The following is a 20,808-nucleotide window of genomic DNA, read 5'->3' on the forward strand; positions in this document are numbered from 1 at the left end:
AGGTGTCACAATTTCGACTAGAATTTAACCCGTTATGGGGAGGTTTTTGCATGCTGGGCTTAGAATATTTTAGTTTTGCGGATAAATGGAGTCCTTTGTTTCTGGCGTTCATGCTGCTTGTGACCGCTGCCTATTTCTTGTTCACGGGACCGCTGAGCAGCCGGTTTAAAGGCCATGCTCCGGTGTCGGCAGGCCGGAAGACCTTATTCGTTGCAGGTATGTTCACGCTCTACCTTGCCCAGGGCGGACCGATCAGCTTGCTGGGCCATACGATGTTCTCGTTTCATATGGTCAGCATGGCAATGTCCTACCTGATGGCTACTCCGCTCCTGATTCTGGGTATCCCGGTATGGATGTGGCGCGCCTTTGACAGAGTGAATCCGTTTAAGAAGCTCGGTTTCCTCACTCGTCCGGTTGTGGCTGCGATTTTATTCAACGGCTTGTTCTCGTTCTACCACTTCCCGGTGATTCATGACTTTGTCATGCTCAATTTCTGGGTGCATCGTCTGTACTATCTGATCTTGTTCATTGCTTCACTTGTGATGTGGTGGGCGATTCTGAATCCGATCCCTGAAAAGGACAAGACGACAGGGCTGGCGAAGATGGGATACATCTTCCTCAATATGGTGCTGCTGACGCCGGCTTGTGCGCTGATCATCTTTTCGAGCGAGCCGATGTATGCGACCTACAGCGATCCTGCCATTTGGGCAAAAGCGATGGGATACTGCGTATCCGATACGTCCGGACTGCTCACTCAATTCGGAGGCCCGGAGTATTTCGGATATTTGGAGCCTGCGATTGACCAGCGGGTCGGCGGGATCATCATGAAATTCTTCCAAGAGATTATCTTCGCTTCCATGCTCGCATACGTATTCTTCCATTGGTACAAGCGTGAAAATAAGGAGGACGATCCATTGCCTACCGAGGTTCCGCCGGGCAAGCTGAACCAGGCATAATGAGGATTATTTTTTGAAGGGGGATCTACATGGATTTGTTCTTTCTCTTTCCCACGATCAGTACAACCTTCATCGTGATCAGCGCCGTGCTGGTCGCCATCGGTTGGGGACTGATTATCAAGGGAAAACGGGAGGCTCACAAAAAAACGATGATTTGGGCTGCCGTGGCAGCTATCATCTTCTTTATTATTTATTCTTCCCGGACGGTGTTCATCGGGAACACCTCGTGGGGCGGTCCGGATAGTCTGAAGCCGTATTATCAGACATTCCTGATCTTCCATATCGTGCTGGCCACGGTGGCTGCCGTCTTCGGAATCACCACGCTGGTGCTCGGCTTCAAAGAAAAGTATGCGAAGCATCGCAAATGGGGCCGAGTGACCTCGATCATCTGGTTTATTACAGCGATCACAGGCGTTGCGGTATACACGCTGCTCTACCTGATGTATCCGGGGGGACATACCCAGCCGGTGTGGAAAGTTATTTTTGGCTTATAAATGGAGGAACACCCGTCAGAGCGATCTGGCGGGTGTTTTTACATTTATAAGGCTGGATTTCAGGCAGTGGGACCAGGGATTGCAGGCAGCTGGCCCGGGGAGAACAGTCGCTCCGGTCGCTGTTGAAATCGGGAAACCCTGAATGTTAATGAGGTTAATGGAGTTTCCCGATTTCAAAGGCGAACGCCAGGGCTCCTCCGCGCCTGTACTCCCCTCTAGCAGGGAAGCTCGATGACCCAGCCGCAGCCGTGTCAATGGAGGCACACCCGCAAGGATCTCTCTGACGGGTGTTTTGTTGCCGGAGGGGCAGGCAGCTGGCCCGGGAGTTAGCTGTGAGAGGAAACAGCTTGCAGGCCCGGGGAGAACAGTCGCTCCGGTCGCTGTTGAAATCGGGAAACCTGAATTGTTAATGAGGTTAATGGAGTTTCCCGATTTCAAAGGCGAACGCCAGGTCTCCTCCGCGCCTGTACTCCCCTCTAGCAGGGAAGCTCGACCCAGCCGCAGCCGAGTCAATGGAGGCACACCCGCAAGGATCACTCTTGCGGGTGTTTTGTTGCTGAGGGGGCAGGCAGTTGGCCCGGGAGTTAGCTGTGAGAGGAAACAGCTTGCAGGCCCGGGGAGAACTGTCGCTCCGGTCGCTGTTGAAATCGGGAAACCTGAACGTTAATGAGGGTTAATGGAGTTTCCCGATTTCAAAGGCGAACGCCAGGTCTCCTCCGCGCCTGTACTCCCCTCTAGCAGGGAAGCCCGACGACCGAGCCGCAGCCGAGTCAATGGAGGCACACCCGCAAGGATCACTCTTGCGGGTGTTTGGTGTAGGAGGGGGGCAGGTGCAGCAGCTTCGCGGTTTCAGCTGCAGGAAGAAACAGGAAATTAGCCCGGGGAGTACAGTCGCTCCGGTCGCCTTCACATTATTTTACAAATGCTATTGACACTGTTTATATACACACTGTATACTGTGTATAAAGATATACACAGTGAGCACAGTGATCATTACATAATCACAGTATCGGATCAATCAAACCAATTCATAACGCGAAATATTAACAAGGTTAATGTGGGGAAAGGATGAGGCCAGTTGCAGCACATGCTTCATAACGCGATGAAAATCGTCAGGAAAGATTTTGCCAGCGATAAGCTTCAAATATTATGGACCCTGATCTTTATGATATACATGGGATTCGCGACAAGCGTAGTCATGAACGAGCAGTTCGAGCATTTGAACGAATATGTGAACCCGCTGGTAGATTTTCTGCTAGTCCTCTACGCGCCGCTGATGGGCCTCACGTTTAATCGCAGGTCGTTCCGGTATATCAACGAGGATTCTTACACACAGATGCTGTACTATTACCGGAGCCTCCCGGTTCCGGCCTATGCGATCTTTATCAGCCGGATCATTAACGCGATCATCGCCTATGTGATTAACGGCATCGTATTTTTCGGAGTCGCCTACGCGATCGCCAATCAAATGCGAGAGGCGGTGGATATCGCCAGCTACGCCGCATTTGTCATCAGCTGGATCGGCATTGGATTTTTATTGACTGGATTTTATATATACTGGGAGAACATGGGGAGCGGCAAGGCTTACCTGGGGAAAACCCTCATACTCATGATCGTCACGGTCGTGGCAGCAGGTACGCTCAGCTTGCTTGGATACAGCATGTTCAAATTCGTTATGGATTCGGCCATGAGATGGAAGCTGCTGTCCCCGGTTATGTGGGGATCACTGATCATTGGGTTAGGCGGAATGCTGCTGATGAGCAGACTGACCTATATCCGGCAGCAAACCCGGGATTTATCGTAATTAATTGGATTTATAAGCAGAAGAAATAGGGGGACCCCATAAGGATATGGAAAAAGCGAGGTGGTAGAAGGTGCGAATTCCGATTCAGATTAACGAAAATAGCGCAGAGCCTTTATATCACCAAATTGAGACACAGCTGCGCTCGCTAATCATCAGCGGTCAGATCGAGGAGGGGACATTATTGCCGTCTATACGGGAATTTGCCGGAAATCTGAATTGTAGTGTGATCACGGTACGCAGGGTGTACCAGGATTTGGAGAGTGAGGGCCTTCTTCGCACCAGACAGGGTACGGGAACCTTCGTTGCCGGTGTCGGCGACCAGGCAAGAGAGCAATTTAAACGCGATGCCGTAATCGAAGCCTTGAACCTGGCCGTAGATCGAGGGCTTGCCGTCCAGATGAAACAAGAGGAGTTAATCGAGCTGTTCATGGAAGTTGTCCGCGAACGATATCAATCACGGGGAGGTCATTAACGAATGGAACCACATGTCATTGAGTTTCGTAACGTCATGAAACGGCGTCGAACGAAAACCATCGGACCCATCCAATTATCGATTCCTCAAGGGTATATCGTTGCGCTGGTGGGACCGAACGGATCGGGGAAAAGCACCTTGCTGAACATGATGATCCAGACGGTGTTCCCGGATGAAGGGGAGGTTACCTGGTTCGGTGAATCGCATTCGAAGGAGCTGCCGATCGAGGTTCGAAAGCAGATGGCTTTTGTGCCTGAGCAGCTGAGCGTGGAAGAACAGCATATGACGGCAGATCAGGCGGCTACCTTTCGCGCATCCTGGTATGACAATTGGGACGGGTACTTTTTTGACGAGCTGATGTCAAGGTTCGATGTTCCACGCGGCGTGAAGCTCCGCAAAATGTCGAAGGGCGAACGGCGGAAATTCGAGATCGCCGCTGCGCTGGCACCAAGGCCGAAGCTGCTGCTGCTGGATGAGCCGTCGTCGGGACTTGACCCGTTTGCCTGGAAGCAGATGATTGACCAGCTGCACAAGCTGATGAAGTCCATCGACACGACGATTATCCTCTCCACCCATGTGGTGGATGAAATCCGGCGTCTTGCGGACTATGTGATTCTGATTCATCATGGCAAGCTGCTCGGCATGGTCGAGAAGGATTCGCTGCTCGATAATTGGAAGGAATGCTGGATTCAAGGCGATGCCTCCATCGTGCGTGAACTGCCGGGGATTATCAGCAGCAGGCAGGAGAATGCGACAACGATATCTTTTGTGACGACGGAATGCTTGGAAGTTGAGAATATTCTACGGTCAGCAGGAATGACCTTTATCCAGACCCGCTCGCTGGAGCTGGACGAAGTTCTTCGTTTATGGATCGATGGCCATCAACCTGCCGACATGCAGAAATAGGAGAGGGGAAAAAGAAATGCAACGATTACTATTAGATAATGTCGTTAAAATTTATGCGGACAAAACCGCGGTGAACCGGATTTCGCTACAAGTGGAGGAAGGCGAAATTTACGGACTCCTGGGCGCCAACGGTGCAGGGAAGACAACGACCATGCGGATGGTGCTCGGCCTGATCTACCCGGATGACGGGACGATTCTATACAATGGCAAGCCTTACAGTAAGGAACTTAGACATATTATGGGTTATCTGCCGGAAGAGCGCGGATTGTATCCGAAGGTGAAGGTCAGTGAGCAGATTACGTATCTCGGCCAGCTTCGCGGCATGTCCGCCAAGGACGCCGACAAGAGCCTCAAATACTGGCTTGAGCGGTTTGAAGTACCGGAATATTACGATAAGAAGATCGAAGAGCTGTCGAAGGGGAACCAGCAGAAAATGGGCTTTATCGCAGCCGTCATCCATAACCCCCAAATCTTGATTCTGGACGAGGCGTTCAGCGGTCTTGATCCAGTTAACGTAGAGCTGCTGAAATCCACCGTTAAAGAGCTTCGCGACCAAGGCACCAGCATACTATTTTCAACCCACCGTATGGAGCATGTCGAGGAGCTGTGTAAAAACATAACGATCCTGCATCGATCCAACACGGTCGTGAAAGGCAATCTGAAGGAAATCAAAGCTAAGTACCCGCGCGAGGAAGTCATTCTTGGCACATCGGGCGAGGTTCAAGGACTGGAGTCGGTACCGGGTGTTACGGCGGTGAACCGTACCGAGGACGGATATTCCATCCGGATCTCTGACGTAAGCGCTGGGCAGCAAATTTTGAATAAGGCAATATCGCAGAGCGTCGTGCATCGGTTTGAAGTGAAGGAGCCGACGCTCAACCAAATCTTCATAAAGGCGGTAGGTGAATCCAATGAATAATATGTGGACGGTTATTCGATTTACATTCATGAATAAGGCAAGAACGAAATCGTTTCTTGTATCGACCTTGATTTTTGCACTCATTATTACCATCGGCATCAATTTGCCGTTCCTGATCCAATGGTTTACCGGTGACAAGGACGACTCCGGGGAAGCGGTACGCATCGGCCTTGTTTACGGACAAGAGCAAACCCTTGCTGAACAATTACAGACCACATGGGGCAACCTGCCGACTACGTATGAACTGGTGAAATACGAGGCAAATGATGAGGCTGCGCTGAAGCAAGATATTAAAGACGGGGTTATCGAGGGGTACCTGACATTCGAAACCCAAGAAGGCAATGCCTTCCCGACGGTTGTCTATAGCTCGGAGGATGAGGGCATCAACATGGAGCTTCAATCCAACCTGCAGGCGGCGCTCCAAGTTGCAAAGACCCGGACGATCGTTGCGGGGCTGAATCTGACGGATGATCAGATCAACGCGCTGAATACGCCGGTTCAGATCGATACTCGCAGCATTGACGCTAACGAAGCCGGCAAGGCCGGCGGTGCTGCTGCCGAAGACGAAGCTTCCGAGGTTATGAACTACATCGTGGTTTATGCACTGGTCATCCTGTTCTTCTTCACGCTCATGGGGACCGGGAATATGATCGCTTCAGAGGTTACAACCGAGAAAAGCTCCCGGATTATGGAGATCCTCATAACCAGCGTATCGCCGCTTAGCCAAATGTTTGGCAAAGTCATCGGAATGTTCCTGCTGGGATTGTCGCAAATCGCTGTATTTGCTGTCGTGATTGCCGTGAACGTGATGCTGCCGCATAATATCGGCGCACTTCAGGATATGAACCTGGATGTCTCGGCCATTGATCCAATGCTGATCGTGTTCGGTCTGATCTTCTATATTTTCGGATACTTCCTCTATGCGGTGCTGTATGCAGCTATCGGCTCCATCGTCAGCCGTACCGAGGATTTGGGCCAGGCGGTTATGCCGATCACGATGCTGTCGCTCGTCGCTTTCTACATCGCAATCTTTAGTCTAAGCACGCCGAACTCGATGCTGCTGAAGGTATCCAGCTACATTCCGTTCATCTCGCCGACAACGATCCTGATCCGAATCGGCCTTGGAGATATCCCGCTCTGGGAAATCCTGCTGTCGCTGGCGATTCTGTTCGTCGCAATCCTGATCTTTGGCTGGCTGGCTGCGAAAATCTACCGCACCGGCGTGCTGATGTACGGCAAGCGTCCGACCTTTAAAGAGCTTCGCAAAGCAATGAAGGCTTATAAGATGTAACCATGATCGCAATCCCACAACACCAACAATATTAAGGAGAACCACACATGAAAAATTGGAAACGAATGCTCTTATCGCTCATCGTCTCAGCGGGAATTATCACCACAGCGGCTGCACCTGCAATGGCTGCTCCCAAGCAGCCGGCAGTTAAGGTGAATGATCAGACCGTAGCATATGCCGGAGGTACTCCGGTCATCGATCACGGAACAACGTATGTTCCGCTGAAAACGACGCTCCAGGCAATGGATGCGAAGCTTAAGAATGCCGCAGATGGTACGATTCACGCCGTTGTGGACGGCAAGACGATTACGCTGAAAAGCAAGCTCAAGCGCATCAATGGCGTAACCTATGCCCCAATTCGGGTGGTCGGCGATGCGGCCGGATATGAGGTCCGTTGGGATGCCAAAACGCGCACGGTGGTGCTGGTTTCCAAGGCAACTGAAACCGCGCAGACCGGCGGCCGCGGGTTTATGTGGGAAGTAGAGAGCAATGGGAACACAGTGTATCTGGTGGGCTCCATGCATATTGCGGATGACAGCTTCTACCCGCTGCGTCCGGAATTTGAGGAAGCCTTTGCCGAAGCGGATTATCTCGGTGTCGAGGTGGATGTCAGCAAGGCAGCCGACGACGCGCAGCAGCAGCTGATCATGGATATGGGCATGTATAAGGATGGAACAACGCTCAAGGATCATGTGTCCAGCGAGACGTACGCCAAGCTCGGCAAAATCCTGACGGAGAGCGGCATGAAGCCGAATGCCTTGGATGCGTTCAAGCCTTGGGTAGTGGAATCCACGATCAGCAGCTTGAAAGCGGTGAAGGCTGGATATGAAGCCGCTCAAGGGATCGATCTGTATTTCGTCCAGAAAGCGATCGAACGCAAAATTCCGGTAATCGAGCTGGAATCCTATGAATTGCAGCTGGGCATGTTTAACGGCTTCTCCAAAGAGCTGCAGGAGAAGAATCTCAACATCGCCTTGGACAATTTCGACGTGCTGGATGACGGCGTGGAGCAATTGGCTAAAATGTGGAAGACGGGCAATGATGAGGCGCTGCTGGAGTTCACCAACAGCATGGCTGTTGATGAGGAATACAACAAAGCGATGCTGATTGACCGAAACATCGGAATGGCCGAGAAAATCGACGGATACCTGAAAAACGGCAAAAACGAAGAGTACTTCATCGTGGTTGGTGCAGCCCATTATCTGGGTGAGCATGGGATCGTCAAGCTGCTGGAGGACAAAGGGTACACCGTTGTTCGTAAATAGATTGGCCTGCAAAAGTTGAGGCTCTAACACCGGGTTTGGAAAGAAGCTAGTAAGGCTTATCGAATCATACTTCGTAATAATTTGGATTATATTAGCTTAAATCAATGGTGAACAAGAAGCCAAGAGCAGGGATGTGCTCTTGGCTTCTTGTAGTTGCTGACTATGATATCTAAACAGAAGAATCATGTACTCGTCCATTTCTTTCGATATTGATGCGGCGTGATTCCCATATGCGACTTGAACAATTTGCAAAAATAGGAGCTATTCGTTAAACCGATCTCCTCCGCAATGAGTGAGATCGGTTTTTTCGTAGTTGCTAACAGCTGGATGGATTGATGAATCCTTCGGGCTGCAATGTATTCCGTGATACTGATCCCTGTCGCTTCTTTAAAGAGATGTGACAAATGGTAGGGAGACAGATGCAGCGACTTGGCCATATCGTCCAATCGGAAAGGAACCGAATAGTTCGTTTCGATCCAGTTCAAAATGTGCTCCACCCGATGATTTTTACGGCGGGCTGGGTATGTTGTGCCTCGTTCTTTCCGCTTATCCCATATCTGTTTCAGGGAGCGAAACAGTGCGACAAGAAACAGCGAAATTTCTTCATATTTTTCCGTGCCGGTCAGCGTCGGGAATCGATCGTGCATGCTCTTGTATGCACTGTCCAGGTAAGGGTCATCGACTTCATAGAGACAAGGGAAGGGGAGATTGCCTAAGTATATAAAATTGTAAAATTCGTGGAGTGCGGGCCATTGTTTAAAATAAGACTCGTACACGGTCGGTTCGAAAATCGCAATCGATCGTTCGAAGCATTGTTGGTTGTCGTATTCAAGCTTTAGATGATGGAGTTGGCAAGGCTGAAAAATACAAAGCATGCCCGGCTTAATCTCATAGCTGATGTTATTTACGATCATGGTTCCTCTTCCTTGATGAATGAACAACACTTCAAGTCCAAGGTGGGAATGGAAAGTCTCTTTATGCTCGTAATTTTCGCTTTTACGTCTATAGGCAAAGTACAAGGGAGAGATCCTGTCGTCGCTTGCAACCAACGGCAAGTTATTCGCCTCCTTCTTCCTCGTCTTCGTGCTTGCATTGAATATACCATACAATCCGCAACACAGCGTTATTTTCCCCCCATAACAAAATACATTTGCAAGGCTGCCCCAGCTACACTTCTTTATATAAAACAAAGTTGGGAGGCAAAAACGTATGTTAAAGGTTGCAATTATAGGTACGGGAGCAATTTCACCCAGTCATATCGAAGCATATCTGCAATTCGAGGACCGCTGTAAAATTGTTGCCCTATGCGATCTTTATCCCGAGAAGGCAGAAGCGAGGCGGGAGCAGTACGGACTAGATGCCAAAATCGTACAAGATTATAAAGAACTGCTCAAAGACGGAATCGATCTCGTTTCCATCTGTATGCCTCCGTATGTTCATGCGCAGGTTACGGTCGATTTTCTGAATGCAGGAAGCCATGTCGTTGTTGAGAAGCCTATGGCAGCGTCGCTTAAGGAATGTGACGATATGATCGAAGCGGCACAGAATAGCGGTAAGCTGTTGTCCGTTATCGCCCAGAACCGATTCAGAAACCCGATTATGAAGCTGAAGCACATATTGGACAGCGGCATGGCCGGCAAGATTCTGCATGCTCAAGTGGATTCTTTCTGGTGGCGAGGCCATTGTTATTACGACTTATGGTGGCGCGGCACTTGGGAGAAAGAAGGGGGAGGCCCTACTCTAAATCATGCCGTACATCATATTGATGGATTGCTTTGGATGCTCGGTCGTCCAAGCCAAATACAAGCCTATATGAGCAACGTTGCTCATGATAATGCGGAGGTTGAGGATTTATCCATTGCGATGATGAAATATCCGAATGGAGCCTTGGGGCAGCTTACCAGCTCGGTTGTTCACCACGGCGAAGAGCAGCAATACGTCTTCCAAGGGCAGTTTGCCCGGATTTCCGCACCTTGGCGGGTCACGGCCTCCATTTCTTTGCCGAACGGATTCCCTGAACGCGATCTGAAGCTGGAAGAGAAAATTCAGAAATACTATGACGAATTGCCGGATTTGCCGTACGAGGGCCATACCGGTCAGATCGACAATATGCTGAGCGCGATCGAGCATGGAACACCGGTGCTCATCGACGGAGAAAGCGGCCGCAGCACATTGGAGTTGATCATGAGCATTTACAAATCCGCGAGCACGGGAGAGAACGTGCAGCTTCCGCTGCGAAAGGACGATCCTTTCTATACGCAGGATGGTGTTAAAGGGAATGTTCCTTATTTTTACGAAAAGGGCAAGAGCGTTGAGAATTTTACGGAGATGAAAATCACGACAGGAAGCAATTATGGCGCACAAAAGGATCATGTTGGAGGCATATCACAATGATCAAAAGCGATGGAATGAACGACGCCCCGACGTTTTTTTGGGAAACGGCAATCTGAACAAGTCTAGGAACGAACAAGCGTAATCATATGGAGCATTGGAGCTTCATTTTTCATTTGTTGGTGATTAAGAAGCCAAGAGCAGGCGTGCTCTTGGCTTCTTTTTGCAGCTGCTATGTTAAATCGGGGCAGCAGAATTTGTGATGGCACATCGACCTGATGTGACCCTATTTCGGCGGCGGGACCGCGTTATGTTATACTCGGATATATTAAATAATTTACAGGGGAGTATGCAATGAAACACAGAGAAATGTCCGAACGTACCGTGCGGAAGCTCATCGAGGTCGGAATCGATTTGTTTTCGGAGCAGGGATATACAAGCACCAGCATTGATCAAATCGTCAAGAAAGCGCAATTGTCCAAAGGGGCGTTCTATGCCCATTTTGAATCGAAGGAAGAATTTCTGATCCGGATTCTGAGAGAAAGCTTTCGCGAATATTTTGAAGGACTGCAGCATATTTTGGACCGGAAGAATCAGAACTTAATGGATAGTTATATGGAATCATCCAAGCTGACATTAAAAGAATCATATCAAAAGGGTTTCTCCCAGCTTCTGCTGCAATCGGCGATGGTTTCCCGGCAATTGCCTAACGTCCATGAAAAACTGAAGGCGTTGATCGATGAATGGAAGCATAATCTGATCCCCTATTTCGACGAGATGAAGAAGGAAGGGTTCATCAACAAAACGCTTGATTCCGAAAGAATATTTACGGTAGGAGTCGCTTTGTTTATGGGGTACAATATCCAGCATTACATCGACGAACAAGTACCGTTGGAAGATATGATGGAGGTTTTTTTAGGGGTATTACAATCTGATCAGCTTACGAAGGAGTGAATTTTGTTCGCTCCATATCCTCATTGCCGCGTTTTCCGTCGGTCCGATTCCACCGTTGTCTTTGGAACCAAACGGCCATTTTTATAAGACTAAGTTCCCATTGTGCATGAAATCTGCACATTCTATACTGGTGAAGTAAATACCGACCGGTAGGTATTTAATTTGACCTGACAAAGGAGATCTGAAAATCATGAAGAAGATGTGGCTTGCCGCGCTGTCTGTTGTTTTCGTATTGGCTTTTTTCATTGCACCCGTGCAGCAGTCTTTCAGTTCAGCGGAAGGCAGCTCCGGTGCGAACGGCACCGCCGGAAGCGCCCTGGACGGCCAGTTTCAACTCGGGCACGTTGTGAAAATTTACGTTCCTTCCACGGTGAACGGCGATATTCCGATTACCGAAGAGGCGCACGAAAAGTTCGTCGACCAAGCGCTTACCCAGTTTTCAGGCTGGTTCGGAGGGGCTACGGCGGTTGAAGGTACGGGAGCCTGGGTGGACGACAATAAGAAGCTGATCAAGGAAAAAGTGACGATTGTCTACGCGTTCGCGGAGAAGCTGGATAAAGCCGCAATTAATCAGGTTGTCGATTATGCCAAAAAAATGAAAGTGGAGCTAGGCCAATCTTCCGTATCGCTCGAAGTGGACGGCAAGATGTACTTTATCGAGTAAGCTGCTGGTACACAACTATCGATAGGCGGGAGATAGAAGATGAGAAAAATCGTAATCGCCTTGTCCCTTATGATGCTTGTCGTCTTGACGGGATGCGGAAAGCTGGATCTCGTCATCCATGATGACGGCTCGGGTAAAGGGAAGTTTTCGGTCGATCTTTCGGGGATGATATCCGCCGATGAACTGAAGGAGGAACTCGAGAAGGAGATCACGAACGCGAACGCGGATGCCGGGAAAGAAGTCATCCGGCTGGACAGTTTCAAGGAGAAGGACGGAAAAGTCGACGCAACGGTTTCGTTCGATAGCCTGACCGCGCTGAGTGGCGGGGAAGACTCGCTGCTGGCGACGGTTGCGGATATGAAGAGGCTCTATCCCGAGCGGATCAACGAGCTGGTCGAAGCGCCCGGGGACATCGAGAAGATTGCGGATAAGCCTGTCGTCTATCTGAACCTGGACGATGATATGGAAATTACGGTTACGGTGCCGGGCAATATTCTGTATGCCACCGGCGGAACCGCTGCCGAAGGCAAGCCTCGAACGCTCCAACTGGCCTCAGATGAAGCGGTCATCGTCTACGAACCATCTGCGAATAGGTCGTGGATGGTATGGGTTGGCGTGCTGCTGGCCGTCATCATCGCGGCGTATATCATCTATCGGAAAGGGCGGTTCCGGAACGCAGCGTCCGGGACGAAAGGAGGAAACGCTCCGAATGCGTAACCGAAATCGTGCATGGGTCGGGATATTGGGATGCCTCTGGTTGCTGGCCGGCTGCAGCAGCGGCGGCGGAGAGTACGAGAAGCTCATGGCGGCGGCCGATAAGGCGATGGAGAGCCTGGACGTGGATACCGCCATTGCCCAGTACCGCAAAGTAACGGAGATGGACCCTGAAAAGTTGAAGTACGGCGAAGGACGGCTCGTTATCGCCAGTGAGCTGCTGATGAACGCTGAAGAACTGAAGGGCCGACTGGATGAACTGAAATCGCGCACCGAGGAAGTGAAAAAGGCGGTAGCAGGCCTCGATATCGAGAATGCAGAGGCGGAGGAAGTCGTCCGAATGAACGGGGAGCTAAACGATATTCAATCAAACCTCGAAGAGTTCTCAACGACCTCCTTGTACAAGGAAATCTCGGATTTGCGAAATCAATTCATGAATGACATCAAAACCAAGAGAATCGATCCGATTGTGAGCGGGATCGAAGCCAGTATCGGGAAACTCGAGTTTGATGTTGCCGAAAGCGGCGTAGCGGAGCTGCGACAATTCGCGGACGGCTTCTCCGAGGTGGTGGGGAGCATTCCGGAGGATTTTTCCTCCCGGATCGAGATGGAAAAAGCGAAGTATATCGAATTTCCGGTCACGTACAACAATCGGGAAGTAGTGCTCCTGCAAAATGATGCAGGCAAAATTACGTTCCTTGGCGAAGGGGTAAGACAGAACGAGCTTGTGCTGGTTTACAAATATGAAGGGGAAATCCGGCTTGCGTCCACGAAGGTTGCCCCGGAAATCCAGGCCGTATTCAGTGACGGCAGTTCGGTCGAGCTGGACGAGGATGACACCACGTTCCGCCATTTTCCGGACCACACCATTGCATACCAGCCGGTGTCGGATGATCCGGCCCACACGCTCGTCCGGCTCGACTATCGATTCGGTATGAACGAAGACGAAACGTACAAAAAAGCCGAAATCGGACCTGCAGGCGAGACGGCAACGCTCAAGGAGGTCGCGGCGTTGCCGGACACGGAGCTCCAGCCTTCCTTGAGCGCCGTGAACGGCAAGATGACGGTCGAGATCAGCAAGATCGCCATCCAGGAACGTACGGTAACCGTCGAAGGCAAGCTGACGTCGGGCGCAGATGTCAGTCTTGAAACCCCTGCGTCGCTCTACGTGCCGTCCCATGAACTTTTCGACTCTAATTGGATGAACGAGGAACTGTTCGCCGGGGTGGGTAAAGAGTTTGCCGTACAGTTCGATTTACGTCACAGAATTCCAGCTGAAGCCAAGTACCTGAAATTTTACATTGCGGGAGTTCAAGTAAACATCGACCTCGCGACCGGGAAGGAATATGCTCCGTTGGGCCAAGAACTATTAACGCAGCAGATCATCGTTCCCGGCGAAGAAACGGACGTCACCGAAGGCTTCGATGAATGGAACGATACGTTTCTGGAAGACGGGAGCGGCAATCTGTTCGCCGACGGAATCGCCTTTATCCAGAAATATCATTGGACCGAGTCACCCTCCTTTTCAGTCGGCTTGAACCAGCAATATAAGCGATTGACCGCGAAAGCCGCAGTCGACAAGCTGACCGCCGGAGGCGAGTACGGAAGCAGCAAGGTCAAGGTCATGGGCGACGGAAAAGTGTTGAAAATACTGTCGTTCAGTTCGGCAAAGTCCGCTCCGCTGGACCTTGATGTGAATGTGAGCGGCGTCCGCACGCTGGAGTTTATCATCGCTCCTACTCCCGGCAAATATGGCGAGACCCAGCGAATTATTATCGGCGACGGCGTTCTTACGCCGTAAAGCATTGAACCGGCCTGCTGCAGGCCGGTTTTCAATCCTTTTTGCGGGTCCCCACGACCCCCTACTGAAGACGGCGGATAATCAAATATTGATTTCAGGAAGGTTGACTAATGGTGCAGCAGCCGGCGAAAGTTGTTCATGATACATAACGACAAAGAATTTTATAAAAATAACGAATTAGAGGTTGACACCAAAAGATTCATCGGATATATTCAATACATACCAACCGAATGTATGAAAGGTGAAAACGAATGGCAAGAAATAAATATCCGGAAGAAACCATCAATCAAATCCTAACCGTGGCTCTTAACCTGTTCATGCAAAAGGGATACGAGCAGACCTCCATTCAGGATATTATCAACGAGCTGGGCGGACTGACAAAAGGAGCAATTTATCATCACTTCAAGTCGAAGGAAGAGATCTGGCAGGCCGTCATCGATCATGCGTTCAAAGGCGTTGACGAGATGCTGTCCGGCATCCGGGATGATAAAGGGCTGAACGGACTGGAGAAGCTCCGCAAGATTTCTCAAGCCTCTCTCGACAATGCTGCCAGCAACGAACTGGCATCGGTGGGGCCGAACCTCTTGCGTAATCCGAAGCTGCTGGCGGCCCAGATCGAGAACATCCTCGAAAAAGCCGTACCCGTCTATATCCAGCCCATTATCGAACAGGGAATGCGGGACGGCTCGATCCGAACCGACTATCCAAGGGAGCTTAGCGAAGTCCTGGTGATTCTCACCAATATTTGGCTAAACCCGGAGGTCATTGAGGCTTCCCCCGAGATGATGCTGCATAAGGTAAGATTTTTCGATGAAATATTGAAAGGCCTGGGGCTTGATCTGTTCGATGAGCAAATGTATCAACGATACGAGGAATTGTTTCGAGTGTCAGCGAGAGAAGTCAGCAAAGAAAACTAAACTGCCGAGAGGCAGCTTATTTTTAAGCCTATACATACCATCGGTTGGTATGAATAGGTGACCTGGCTCAAAAGTGATCATTAGAAAACTAATTATAAGGGAGATGTGAATATTTATGAATCAAACCAAAACCTCTAACTCGCAGGATCGGCAAGTAGTGACAAGCTTTAACGCAAGCAATCTGGCGAAAAGCGACTTTGCAGGCGTTACGGCCCACAATGGACAGTTTAAAAGCAGCTCGCTCTCGGGTTCCGACTTTTCGGGCGCTGATTTGACCGGCAGTTCGTTTAAGAGCAGCGACGTACACGGTGCCCATTTTGACGGCACGAATCTGACGGACTGCAACCTGTCTACCCTTGACCTGGCCAATGCAAGCTTCAATAAAACGGTCCTTGTGCGCACCGACTTCAGTAAGTCGAGGTTGGCCGGAGCAACATTCCTGGATGCCAAGCTGACCGACGTCAATCTGACGATGACCGATCTTAGAAACACCGTCTTTGAAAATTGTATGTTCGACGGGGCAGACTTCACAAATAGCGATCTGACAGGGCTGGTGCTTGACGGCCAAACCTTCATCGGCGTCAGGTTTGACAAGGCGGGGTTGAACGGCGTTTCGTTCAAGGGGGCGGTAATCAAGAATTCGTCTTTCCAAGGATCTTCGTTGTCCAAGAAGTATTACCGTGCCATCAAAACCATCTGCTTTGACGGCGCAACGATGGATAAGCTGACCTATGCGGCGCTTAAAGGCTTGGAGGCTAATCTGTCCAAGGTTACGGTTGTTTAAGACAAATGGAAAACGCCAAGCCGGGCGAAAGTGTAGTTTAAAAACAATGGGATTTACAAAAAAAATTTAAGTGAGGGATATCAAATGAATAAGATTGCAATGGGACATAGCAACAAAGGATTTACCGACAAAGGGCTGCGCAGAATGCGCGACGTGCTGGCAAGTCATGTGGATTCCGGGAAGATACCAGGGCTCGTCGCCCTCGTCAGCCGAAACGGGGAGACGCACGTCGAAGCGATCGGCACGATGCGCCATGACGGCGGCGCGCCGATGCGCCGGGACACGATCTTCCGGATGGCGTCCACTTCCAAGATGATCGGAGCCGCGGCGGTGATGGTCCTGCTCGACGAGTGCAAGCTGCATCTGGATGACCCGGTAGATAAGTGGCTGCCCGAGCTCGCCAACCGGCAGGTGCTGAAGCGACCTGACGGCCCGCTGGACGAAACCGTGCCGGCACGGCGACCGATCACCGTGCGGGATCTGTTGACCTCTACGTTCGGACTCGGAGTGGATATGACGTTAATGGGCTCCCCGATCCAAAACGCGATCTTCGAGAATGGATTATTTGACACGCCAGGGCAGGAGATGCCGGAGCCGGATGAGTGGATGCGCCGCCTGGGTACGCTCCCGCTATGCTACCAGCCCGGAGAACGGTGGCAGTACCACATGAGCAACGAAGTGCTCGGCGTACTCGTTGCGAGGGTTACCGGTCAGACATTCGAGACGTTCCTGCGCGAACGCATCTTTGATCCGCTGGGGATGAAGGATACCGGCTTCTACGTGCCCGAAGGCAAAATTGACCGGCTGCCTCCGGCCTACGTTCCCGATCCGCAGACCGGCGAGTTCATCGTATGGGATGAGGCGTGCGGCGGACGCTACAGTAAGCCGCCAGCGTTCCAAGCAGGCGGCGGCGGACTGCTCTCCACCGTCGACGACTATGACGCATTTTTACGAATGCTGCTGAACCAAGGGATGCACGGGAACGAACGGATCCTGTCCCGGCCCGCTGTCGAGCTGATGAGCACGAACCGACTCACGCCCGAGCAGCAAGCATTCCGGGACGACTTGGCCAAAAACAACGTCCACCTGTCGCATGGCCAAGGGCAGCACGGCGGCTGGGGCTTCGGAATGGCGGTGCGCACCTACCGCGGCGACTATGCGTCCATCGGTCAGTTCGGCTGGGACGGCGGAAGCGGCACCTCGGCGTACGCGGACCCGGCCAAACAGCTGACCGGAATCCTGCTCACCCAGGTCGGGATGTCCACCCCGGATTCGGCGCATCTTATCCACGACTTCTGGACCATGGTATATCAGGCAATCGAAGACTGATATCGAGCCCGCGGGCTGGTCAGTCCGCCGATAACTCACGACACCAACCAATAACGGCTTTTGGAGAAAGTACTTCTCTAAACCTTGATCATCTTTACGAATGAATTCATATGTTTAGGACATTTTTGATAGCTGGTATGTTAAAATTGAAGCAGCAGAATATGGTTGGATCGCAAGAAGATCGCCCTCCCTGATCTTAGAGTCAGGAGCCTGGCGATCTTTTTTTGCTCGAAATATAACCTTTCGCAAGACAAGCCCATCTAATCTTATAGAGGGCCCTCAAAAGGAGATGAATAAAATCGTGCAGAACATGGAATCGGAGGTCAAGCGGGCACAGCGGGGAGATCGGGAAGCGTTTATTCGACTCTTCCGCCAGCTGGAACCCGAGCTGTACTGCTTGGCAAAGACCATTGTAAGACGCGATGAAGATTGTGCGGACGTCTTTCAGGAAACGACCCTGAAGGCATATAAAGCTTTGTCGACATTGCAGCAGCCGAAGTATTTTAAAACCTGGGTGATCCGGATTTTGATCAATGAGTGCAACCAGCTGCTTCGCAGCCGGGAACGAACGGTTGCCATGGCCGAGGTTCCGGAAACGGCCAGCTCCGCGGATTATTACGGGGACAGCCACAAGCTGGACCTTCGTGAAGCCGTCGATCACCTGGATGAATCATTGCGAATCGTCATTCATTTGTTTTATTTTCAGGATTTACCCATTAAGCAGATCTCAAGCATACTGGAAATTTCGGAGGGGGCTGTCCGGGCACGCCTGCACCGGGCGCGCGGGATTCTAGCGGAACGGGTAAAGCAATCACGGGAAGGGAGGCTGGCGTATGAAGCCTTTTGACTTAGACCAGGAACTCCGGAAGACAGGAAAAGAAAAGCTGGCGGCCGGGGTGCCGGATTTGATTCGGCAGCGTCAGGATGAAGTTTATGCATCGCTGGCCGACCTGCCGATGCAGACCAGAACCGGCCGGAAGCAGCGCTCGGGCAGGATGCGTACCTTCGCCATTGGCGCAGCGGCTGCAGCCTTTATCGGGGTGATGAGCAGCGCTTATGTATCTCCGATTATGGCGGAATCGCTCAAAAAGGTCCCGCTGATCGGGAGCATCTTTCAGATGGTTAACGACCTGGGGCTGCAGACGGCGGAAGAGCGCGGGCTGGTTACTCCGCTGAGCGTCAGCGCCGAGCAAGAAGGCATAAAGCTCAGCATACCGGAGGTCGTCTATGATGGAACCCGTCTGTCGATGGCCGTTAAACGGGAGGGTGAAGGCTTGGTGGGCGCTATCCTGGAGCATACGACCAAGCAGGAAGGCAATACTCCGAAAGATATCTATCCAAGAGGCGCGATTACCCGGGTCGAAATGCAAATCGACGGCACCTCGATTGATGACTATGACCTGGGCGCAAGACCAGGGCTATCGGGCAAGCCGACTTCGGACCCGAACAGCGCATTATTCGAAATGCTGAATATGTCCCTGGACGAGGCCGGGATCCGTATGCCTGACGAATTTCAATTGACAGTGAACATCACGCTGGAAGGGATTGCGAAGCCGTTCGTGATGGAAATTCCTGTCCGCAAAAGCACAGATCAGATCACCCTGCCTCTCAAAGAAACCAGGGAGTGGAACGGCATTCAATTAACGCTGGAGCAGCTTAAATTCACGCCGATCACGACCGGCATTCTGATGAATATTGAGCAGACGAATCCGGACAAAGCGCTCAGCGATGAGACCCTGCTGTTTGAGGTGTGGGACGAGCAGGGCAGAGTTCTGGAAATGGTGGGCGGATTGGGGATATATTCGGAGGACAACCACCGGCAAGAACGGGAGGAGCTGCTGTTTGACCGCTTTGCGGAGGCTCCCCGAACGGTCACGCTCAAAGTGTTTAAGCCCGAGCTCGTGGATCCTTCCCAAAAGAGCGGATCATTTAAAACCGACGAAAACGGGGACGTATTAAAGACGTACTTGGACGAGCTTGAAATCACGATTCCGGTCGATCAGGCCGGCTTGAAGCAGCTGTATGACGATCGACAGCAATAAAGATGATACAGGACGATAACAAACTTAATCAGGAGGAATCAATATGAAAAAGGCATATAAAGTGATGAGCTCCGTGGCTTTGGCCGGGATGATTATAAGCGGTGCGGCATGGGGGACGGCGCAGGCAGCCAACCAACCTTCGGCGAAAGCGCAGTCTGCGGTATCCGAACGTGTAACCCAAGAGGGGGTAACCCTGAGCGTTGCCAAAGCGCTGTATGACGGAAACCATGTCCGTATTGAGCTTAAGCGCAGCGGGAAAGGATTTGACGGGAAGCTTGTCGGAGGGAAAATTGACGAGAAGACAGGCGACTACTTGCTTGGCAAGGGATCGATCAGCAATATCAGGATAGCCATTAACGGCAAATCGATTAACGAGTATGGCGGCGGCGATCACGCGAAAAGACCAACCCTGGTATGGGGACCAAAAGGTAATGATACGGCCGTCATCTACTTGACGGATGCCTCCCAGCTCGGAGGTAATCTCGAAGCATTCCCGGACAAGTTCCAGTTTACCGCCGAGGTTGATCTGGAAGGCCACAAAAAGCCGTATAAGCTGAAGATTCCTGTCCAAAAGACTGCCGAAAAGCCGGTTGTAGTGAAACCTAACGTTACCAAAACATCAGGCAATGTAACCATCAAGCTGAACAAGGCAACACTCACATCGACTTCGTCCAGGCTGCAATTGATTATGGAGGGGTACAAGCAGCATCCGGAAGCAAATCAGGACATACTCTTTGATTTTGTGGACGATCAAGGCCATATCATCGAACGTATCTCCGGATCCGGCACAGACGAAAACAACGCGAAAGGGGATATGTACTACGATTTCGTGTTAGAAGCTGTCGGAAAATCTGCCAAGTCCATGACGGTGAAGCCGTTCAAACCGGTAGTGATAGATGACGGCTCCGGTCGATTCAAGCTAGATGGAAACGGCGAGATTGTCAAACAATATATCAAAGAGCTCGAAATGGCCGTTTCCGTAAAGTAGCAAACGCCTTGCAGGATCGCCGGGGACAGACCCGTTTATGAGAAAAAGCTTAAAACCTTACAAGCACATGTACAAACAGCCAGTCGCCGAATATCCGGCGACTGGCTGTTTCGTTTCGTTAATCGTCTTCAACTATAATAAAATGAAGCGTCGGGTGCGCGTTGGATCAAGTCACTT

20 protein-coding genes are annotated in these 20,808 nt (G+C 51.1%); 19 read left to right on the forward strand and 1 reads right to left on the reverse strand.

Features of this window, described 5'->3' with window-relative positions:
* Positions 1 to 50 precede the first annotated feature (50 nt).
* The 8 genes from ctaG to NST08_RS03230 all read left to right on the forward strand — a co-directional run bounded on the left by ctaG (position 51) and on the right by NST08_RS03230 (position 8,107).
* A complete protein-coding gene (ctaG, locus tag NST08_RS03195; RefSeq protein ID WP_007130409.1) occupies positions 51 to 956 on the forward strand; it encodes a cytochrome c oxidase assembly factor CtaG in 906 nt (301 codons plus the stop codon).
* A gap of 29 nt (positions 957 to 985) precedes the next feature.
* Entirely contained in the window at positions 986 to 1,450 is a 465-nt protein-coding gene (locus NST08_RS03200; protein ID WP_007130408.1) for a DUF420 domain-containing protein, read from the forward strand.
* Positions 1,451 to 2,537: 1,087 nt separating this feature from the next.
* Positions 2,538 to 3,254 (forward strand): hypothetical protein, encoded by a 717-nt coding sequence (locus NST08_RS03205; protein WP_007132528.1) that lies wholly within the window; start codon positions 2,538 to 2,540, stop codon positions 3,252 to 3,254.
* A gap of 70 nt (positions 3,255 to 3,324) precedes the next feature.
* Positions 3,325 to 3,726, forward strand: a complete 402-nt coding sequence (locus tag NST08_RS03210) for a GntR family transcriptional regulator (RefSeq protein WP_007132527.1) — start codon at positions 3,325 to 3,327, stop codon at positions 3,724 to 3,726.
* A gap of 3 nt (positions 3,727 to 3,729) precedes the next feature.
* Entirely contained in the window at positions 3,730 to 4,632 is a 903-nt protein-coding gene (locus NST08_RS03215; RefSeq protein WP_251535981.1) for an ABC transporter ATP-binding protein, read from the forward strand.
* Positions 4,633 to 4,648: 16 nt separating this feature from the next.
* Entirely contained in the window at positions 4,649 to 5,551 is a 903-nt protein-coding gene (locus tag NST08_RS03220) for an ABC transporter ATP-binding protein (protein WP_007132525.1), read from the forward strand.
* Positions 5,544 to 6,842 carry an ABC transporter permease gene (locus NST08_RS03225; protein ID WP_007132524.1) on the forward strand — a complete coding sequence of 433 codons (1,299 nt, stop codon included), beginning with the start codon at positions 5,544 to 5,546 and terminating at the stop codon, positions 6,840 to 6,842. The genes NST08_RS03220 and NST08_RS03225 overlap by 8 nt, the downstream gene beginning before the upstream one ends.
* Before the next feature lie 47 nt (positions 6,843 to 6,889).
* Positions 6,890 to 8,107, forward strand: a complete 1,218-nt coding sequence (locus NST08_RS03230) for a TraB/GumN family protein (RefSeq protein WP_007132523.1) — start codon at positions 6,890 to 6,892, stop codon at positions 8,105 to 8,107.
* A 182-nt stretch (positions 8,108 to 8,289) separates the two neighbouring features.
* On the opposite strand, the gene NST08_RS03235 is transcribed toward NST08_RS03230, so the two are convergent.
* Positions 8,290 to 9,162 carry an AraC family transcriptional regulator gene (locus tag NST08_RS03235; protein ID WP_007132522.1) on the reverse strand — a complete coding sequence of 291 codons (873 nt, stop codon included), beginning with the start codon at positions 9,160 to 9,162 and terminating at the stop codon, positions 8,290 to 8,292.
* A 154-nt stretch (positions 9,163 to 9,316) separates the two neighbouring features.
* Here NST08_RS03235 and NST08_RS03240 point away from each other — a divergent pair, with 154 nt between their 5' ends.
* The 11 genes from NST08_RS03240 to NST08_RS03290 all read left to right on the forward strand — a co-directional run bounded on the left by NST08_RS03240 (position 9,317) and on the right by NST08_RS03290 (position 20,631).
* The gene (locus NST08_RS03240) at positions 9,317 to 10,501 is read left to right on the forward strand and encodes a Gfo/Idh/MocA family protein (RefSeq protein ID WP_007132521.1); all 1,185 of its coding nucleotides are present in this window, start codon (positions 9,317 to 9,319) and stop codon (positions 10,499 to 10,501) included.
* Positions 10,502 to 10,792: 291 nt separating this feature from the next.
* Positions 10,793 to 11,392, forward strand: a complete 600-nt coding sequence (locus NST08_RS03245) for a TetR/AcrR family transcriptional regulator (protein ID WP_007132520.1) — start codon at positions 10,793 to 10,795, stop codon at positions 11,390 to 11,392.
* Between the two features lie 190 nt (positions 11,393 to 11,582).
* The gene (locus NST08_RS03250) at positions 11,583 to 12,056 is read left to right on the forward strand and encodes a DUF3574 domain-containing protein (RefSeq protein WP_007132519.1); all 474 of its coding nucleotides are present in this window, start codon (positions 11,583 to 11,585) and stop codon (positions 12,054 to 12,056) included.
* Between the two features lie 39 nt (positions 12,057 to 12,095).
* Positions 12,096 to 12,773: a hypothetical protein gene (locus tag NST08_RS03255; protein WP_007132518.1), complete on the forward strand. Its 678-nt coding sequence runs from the start codon at positions 12,096 to 12,098 to the stop codon at positions 12,771 to 12,773.
* On the forward strand, positions 12,766 to 14,571 hold the full coding sequence (locus NST08_RS03260; RefSeq protein ID WP_007132517.1) for an NPCBM/NEW2 domain-containing protein: 1,806 nt from the start codon (positions 12,766 to 12,768) through the stop codon (positions 14,569 to 14,571). The genes NST08_RS03255 and NST08_RS03260 overlap by 8 nt, the downstream gene beginning before the upstream one ends.
* Positions 14,572 to 14,822: 251 nt before the next feature.
* A complete protein-coding gene (locus NST08_RS03265) occupies positions 14,823 to 15,488 on the forward strand; it encodes a TetR/AcrR family transcriptional regulator (RefSeq protein WP_007132516.1) in 666 nt (221 codons plus the stop codon).
* A 115-nt stretch (positions 15,489 to 15,603) separates the two neighbouring features.
* Entirely contained in the window at positions 15,604 to 16,272 is a 669-nt protein-coding gene (locus NST08_RS03270) for a pentapeptide repeat-containing protein (protein ID WP_084047061.1), read from the forward strand.
* 99 nt (positions 16,273 to 16,371) lie between these two features.
* Positions 16,372 to 17,601 (forward strand): serine hydrolase domain-containing protein, encoded by a 1,230-nt coding sequence (locus NST08_RS03275; RefSeq protein WP_040740216.1) that lies wholly within the window; start codon positions 16,372 to 16,374, stop codon positions 17,599 to 17,601.
* 310 nt (positions 17,602 to 17,911) lie between these two features.
* On the forward strand, positions 17,912 to 18,448 hold the full coding sequence (locus NST08_RS03280; RefSeq protein WP_223260682.1) for a sigma-70 family RNA polymerase sigma factor: 537 nt from the start codon (positions 17,912 to 17,914) through the stop codon (positions 18,446 to 18,448).
* The gene (locus tag NST08_RS03285) at positions 18,435 to 19,643 is read left to right on the forward strand and encodes a DUF4179 domain-containing protein (protein ID WP_341341448.1); all 1,209 of its coding nucleotides are present in this window, start codon (positions 18,435 to 18,437) and stop codon (positions 19,641 to 19,643) included. Before NST08_RS03280 ends, NST08_RS03285 begins: the two co-directional genes overlap by 14 nt.
* Before the next feature lie 43 nt (positions 19,644 to 19,686).
* Positions 19,687 to 20,631 (forward strand): DUF5643 domain-containing protein, encoded by a 945-nt coding sequence (locus NST08_RS03290; RefSeq protein ID WP_251535962.1) that lies wholly within the window; start codon positions 19,687 to 19,689, stop codon positions 20,629 to 20,631.
* Positions 20,632 to 20,808 lie beyond the last annotated feature (177 nt).

This window comes from Paenibacillus sp. FSL K6-1566 (assembly GCF_038050475.1).
Taxonomy (GTDB): domain Bacteria; phylum Bacillota; class Bacilli; order Paenibacillales; family Paenibacillaceae; genus Paenibacillus_AQ; species Paenibacillus_AQ lactis.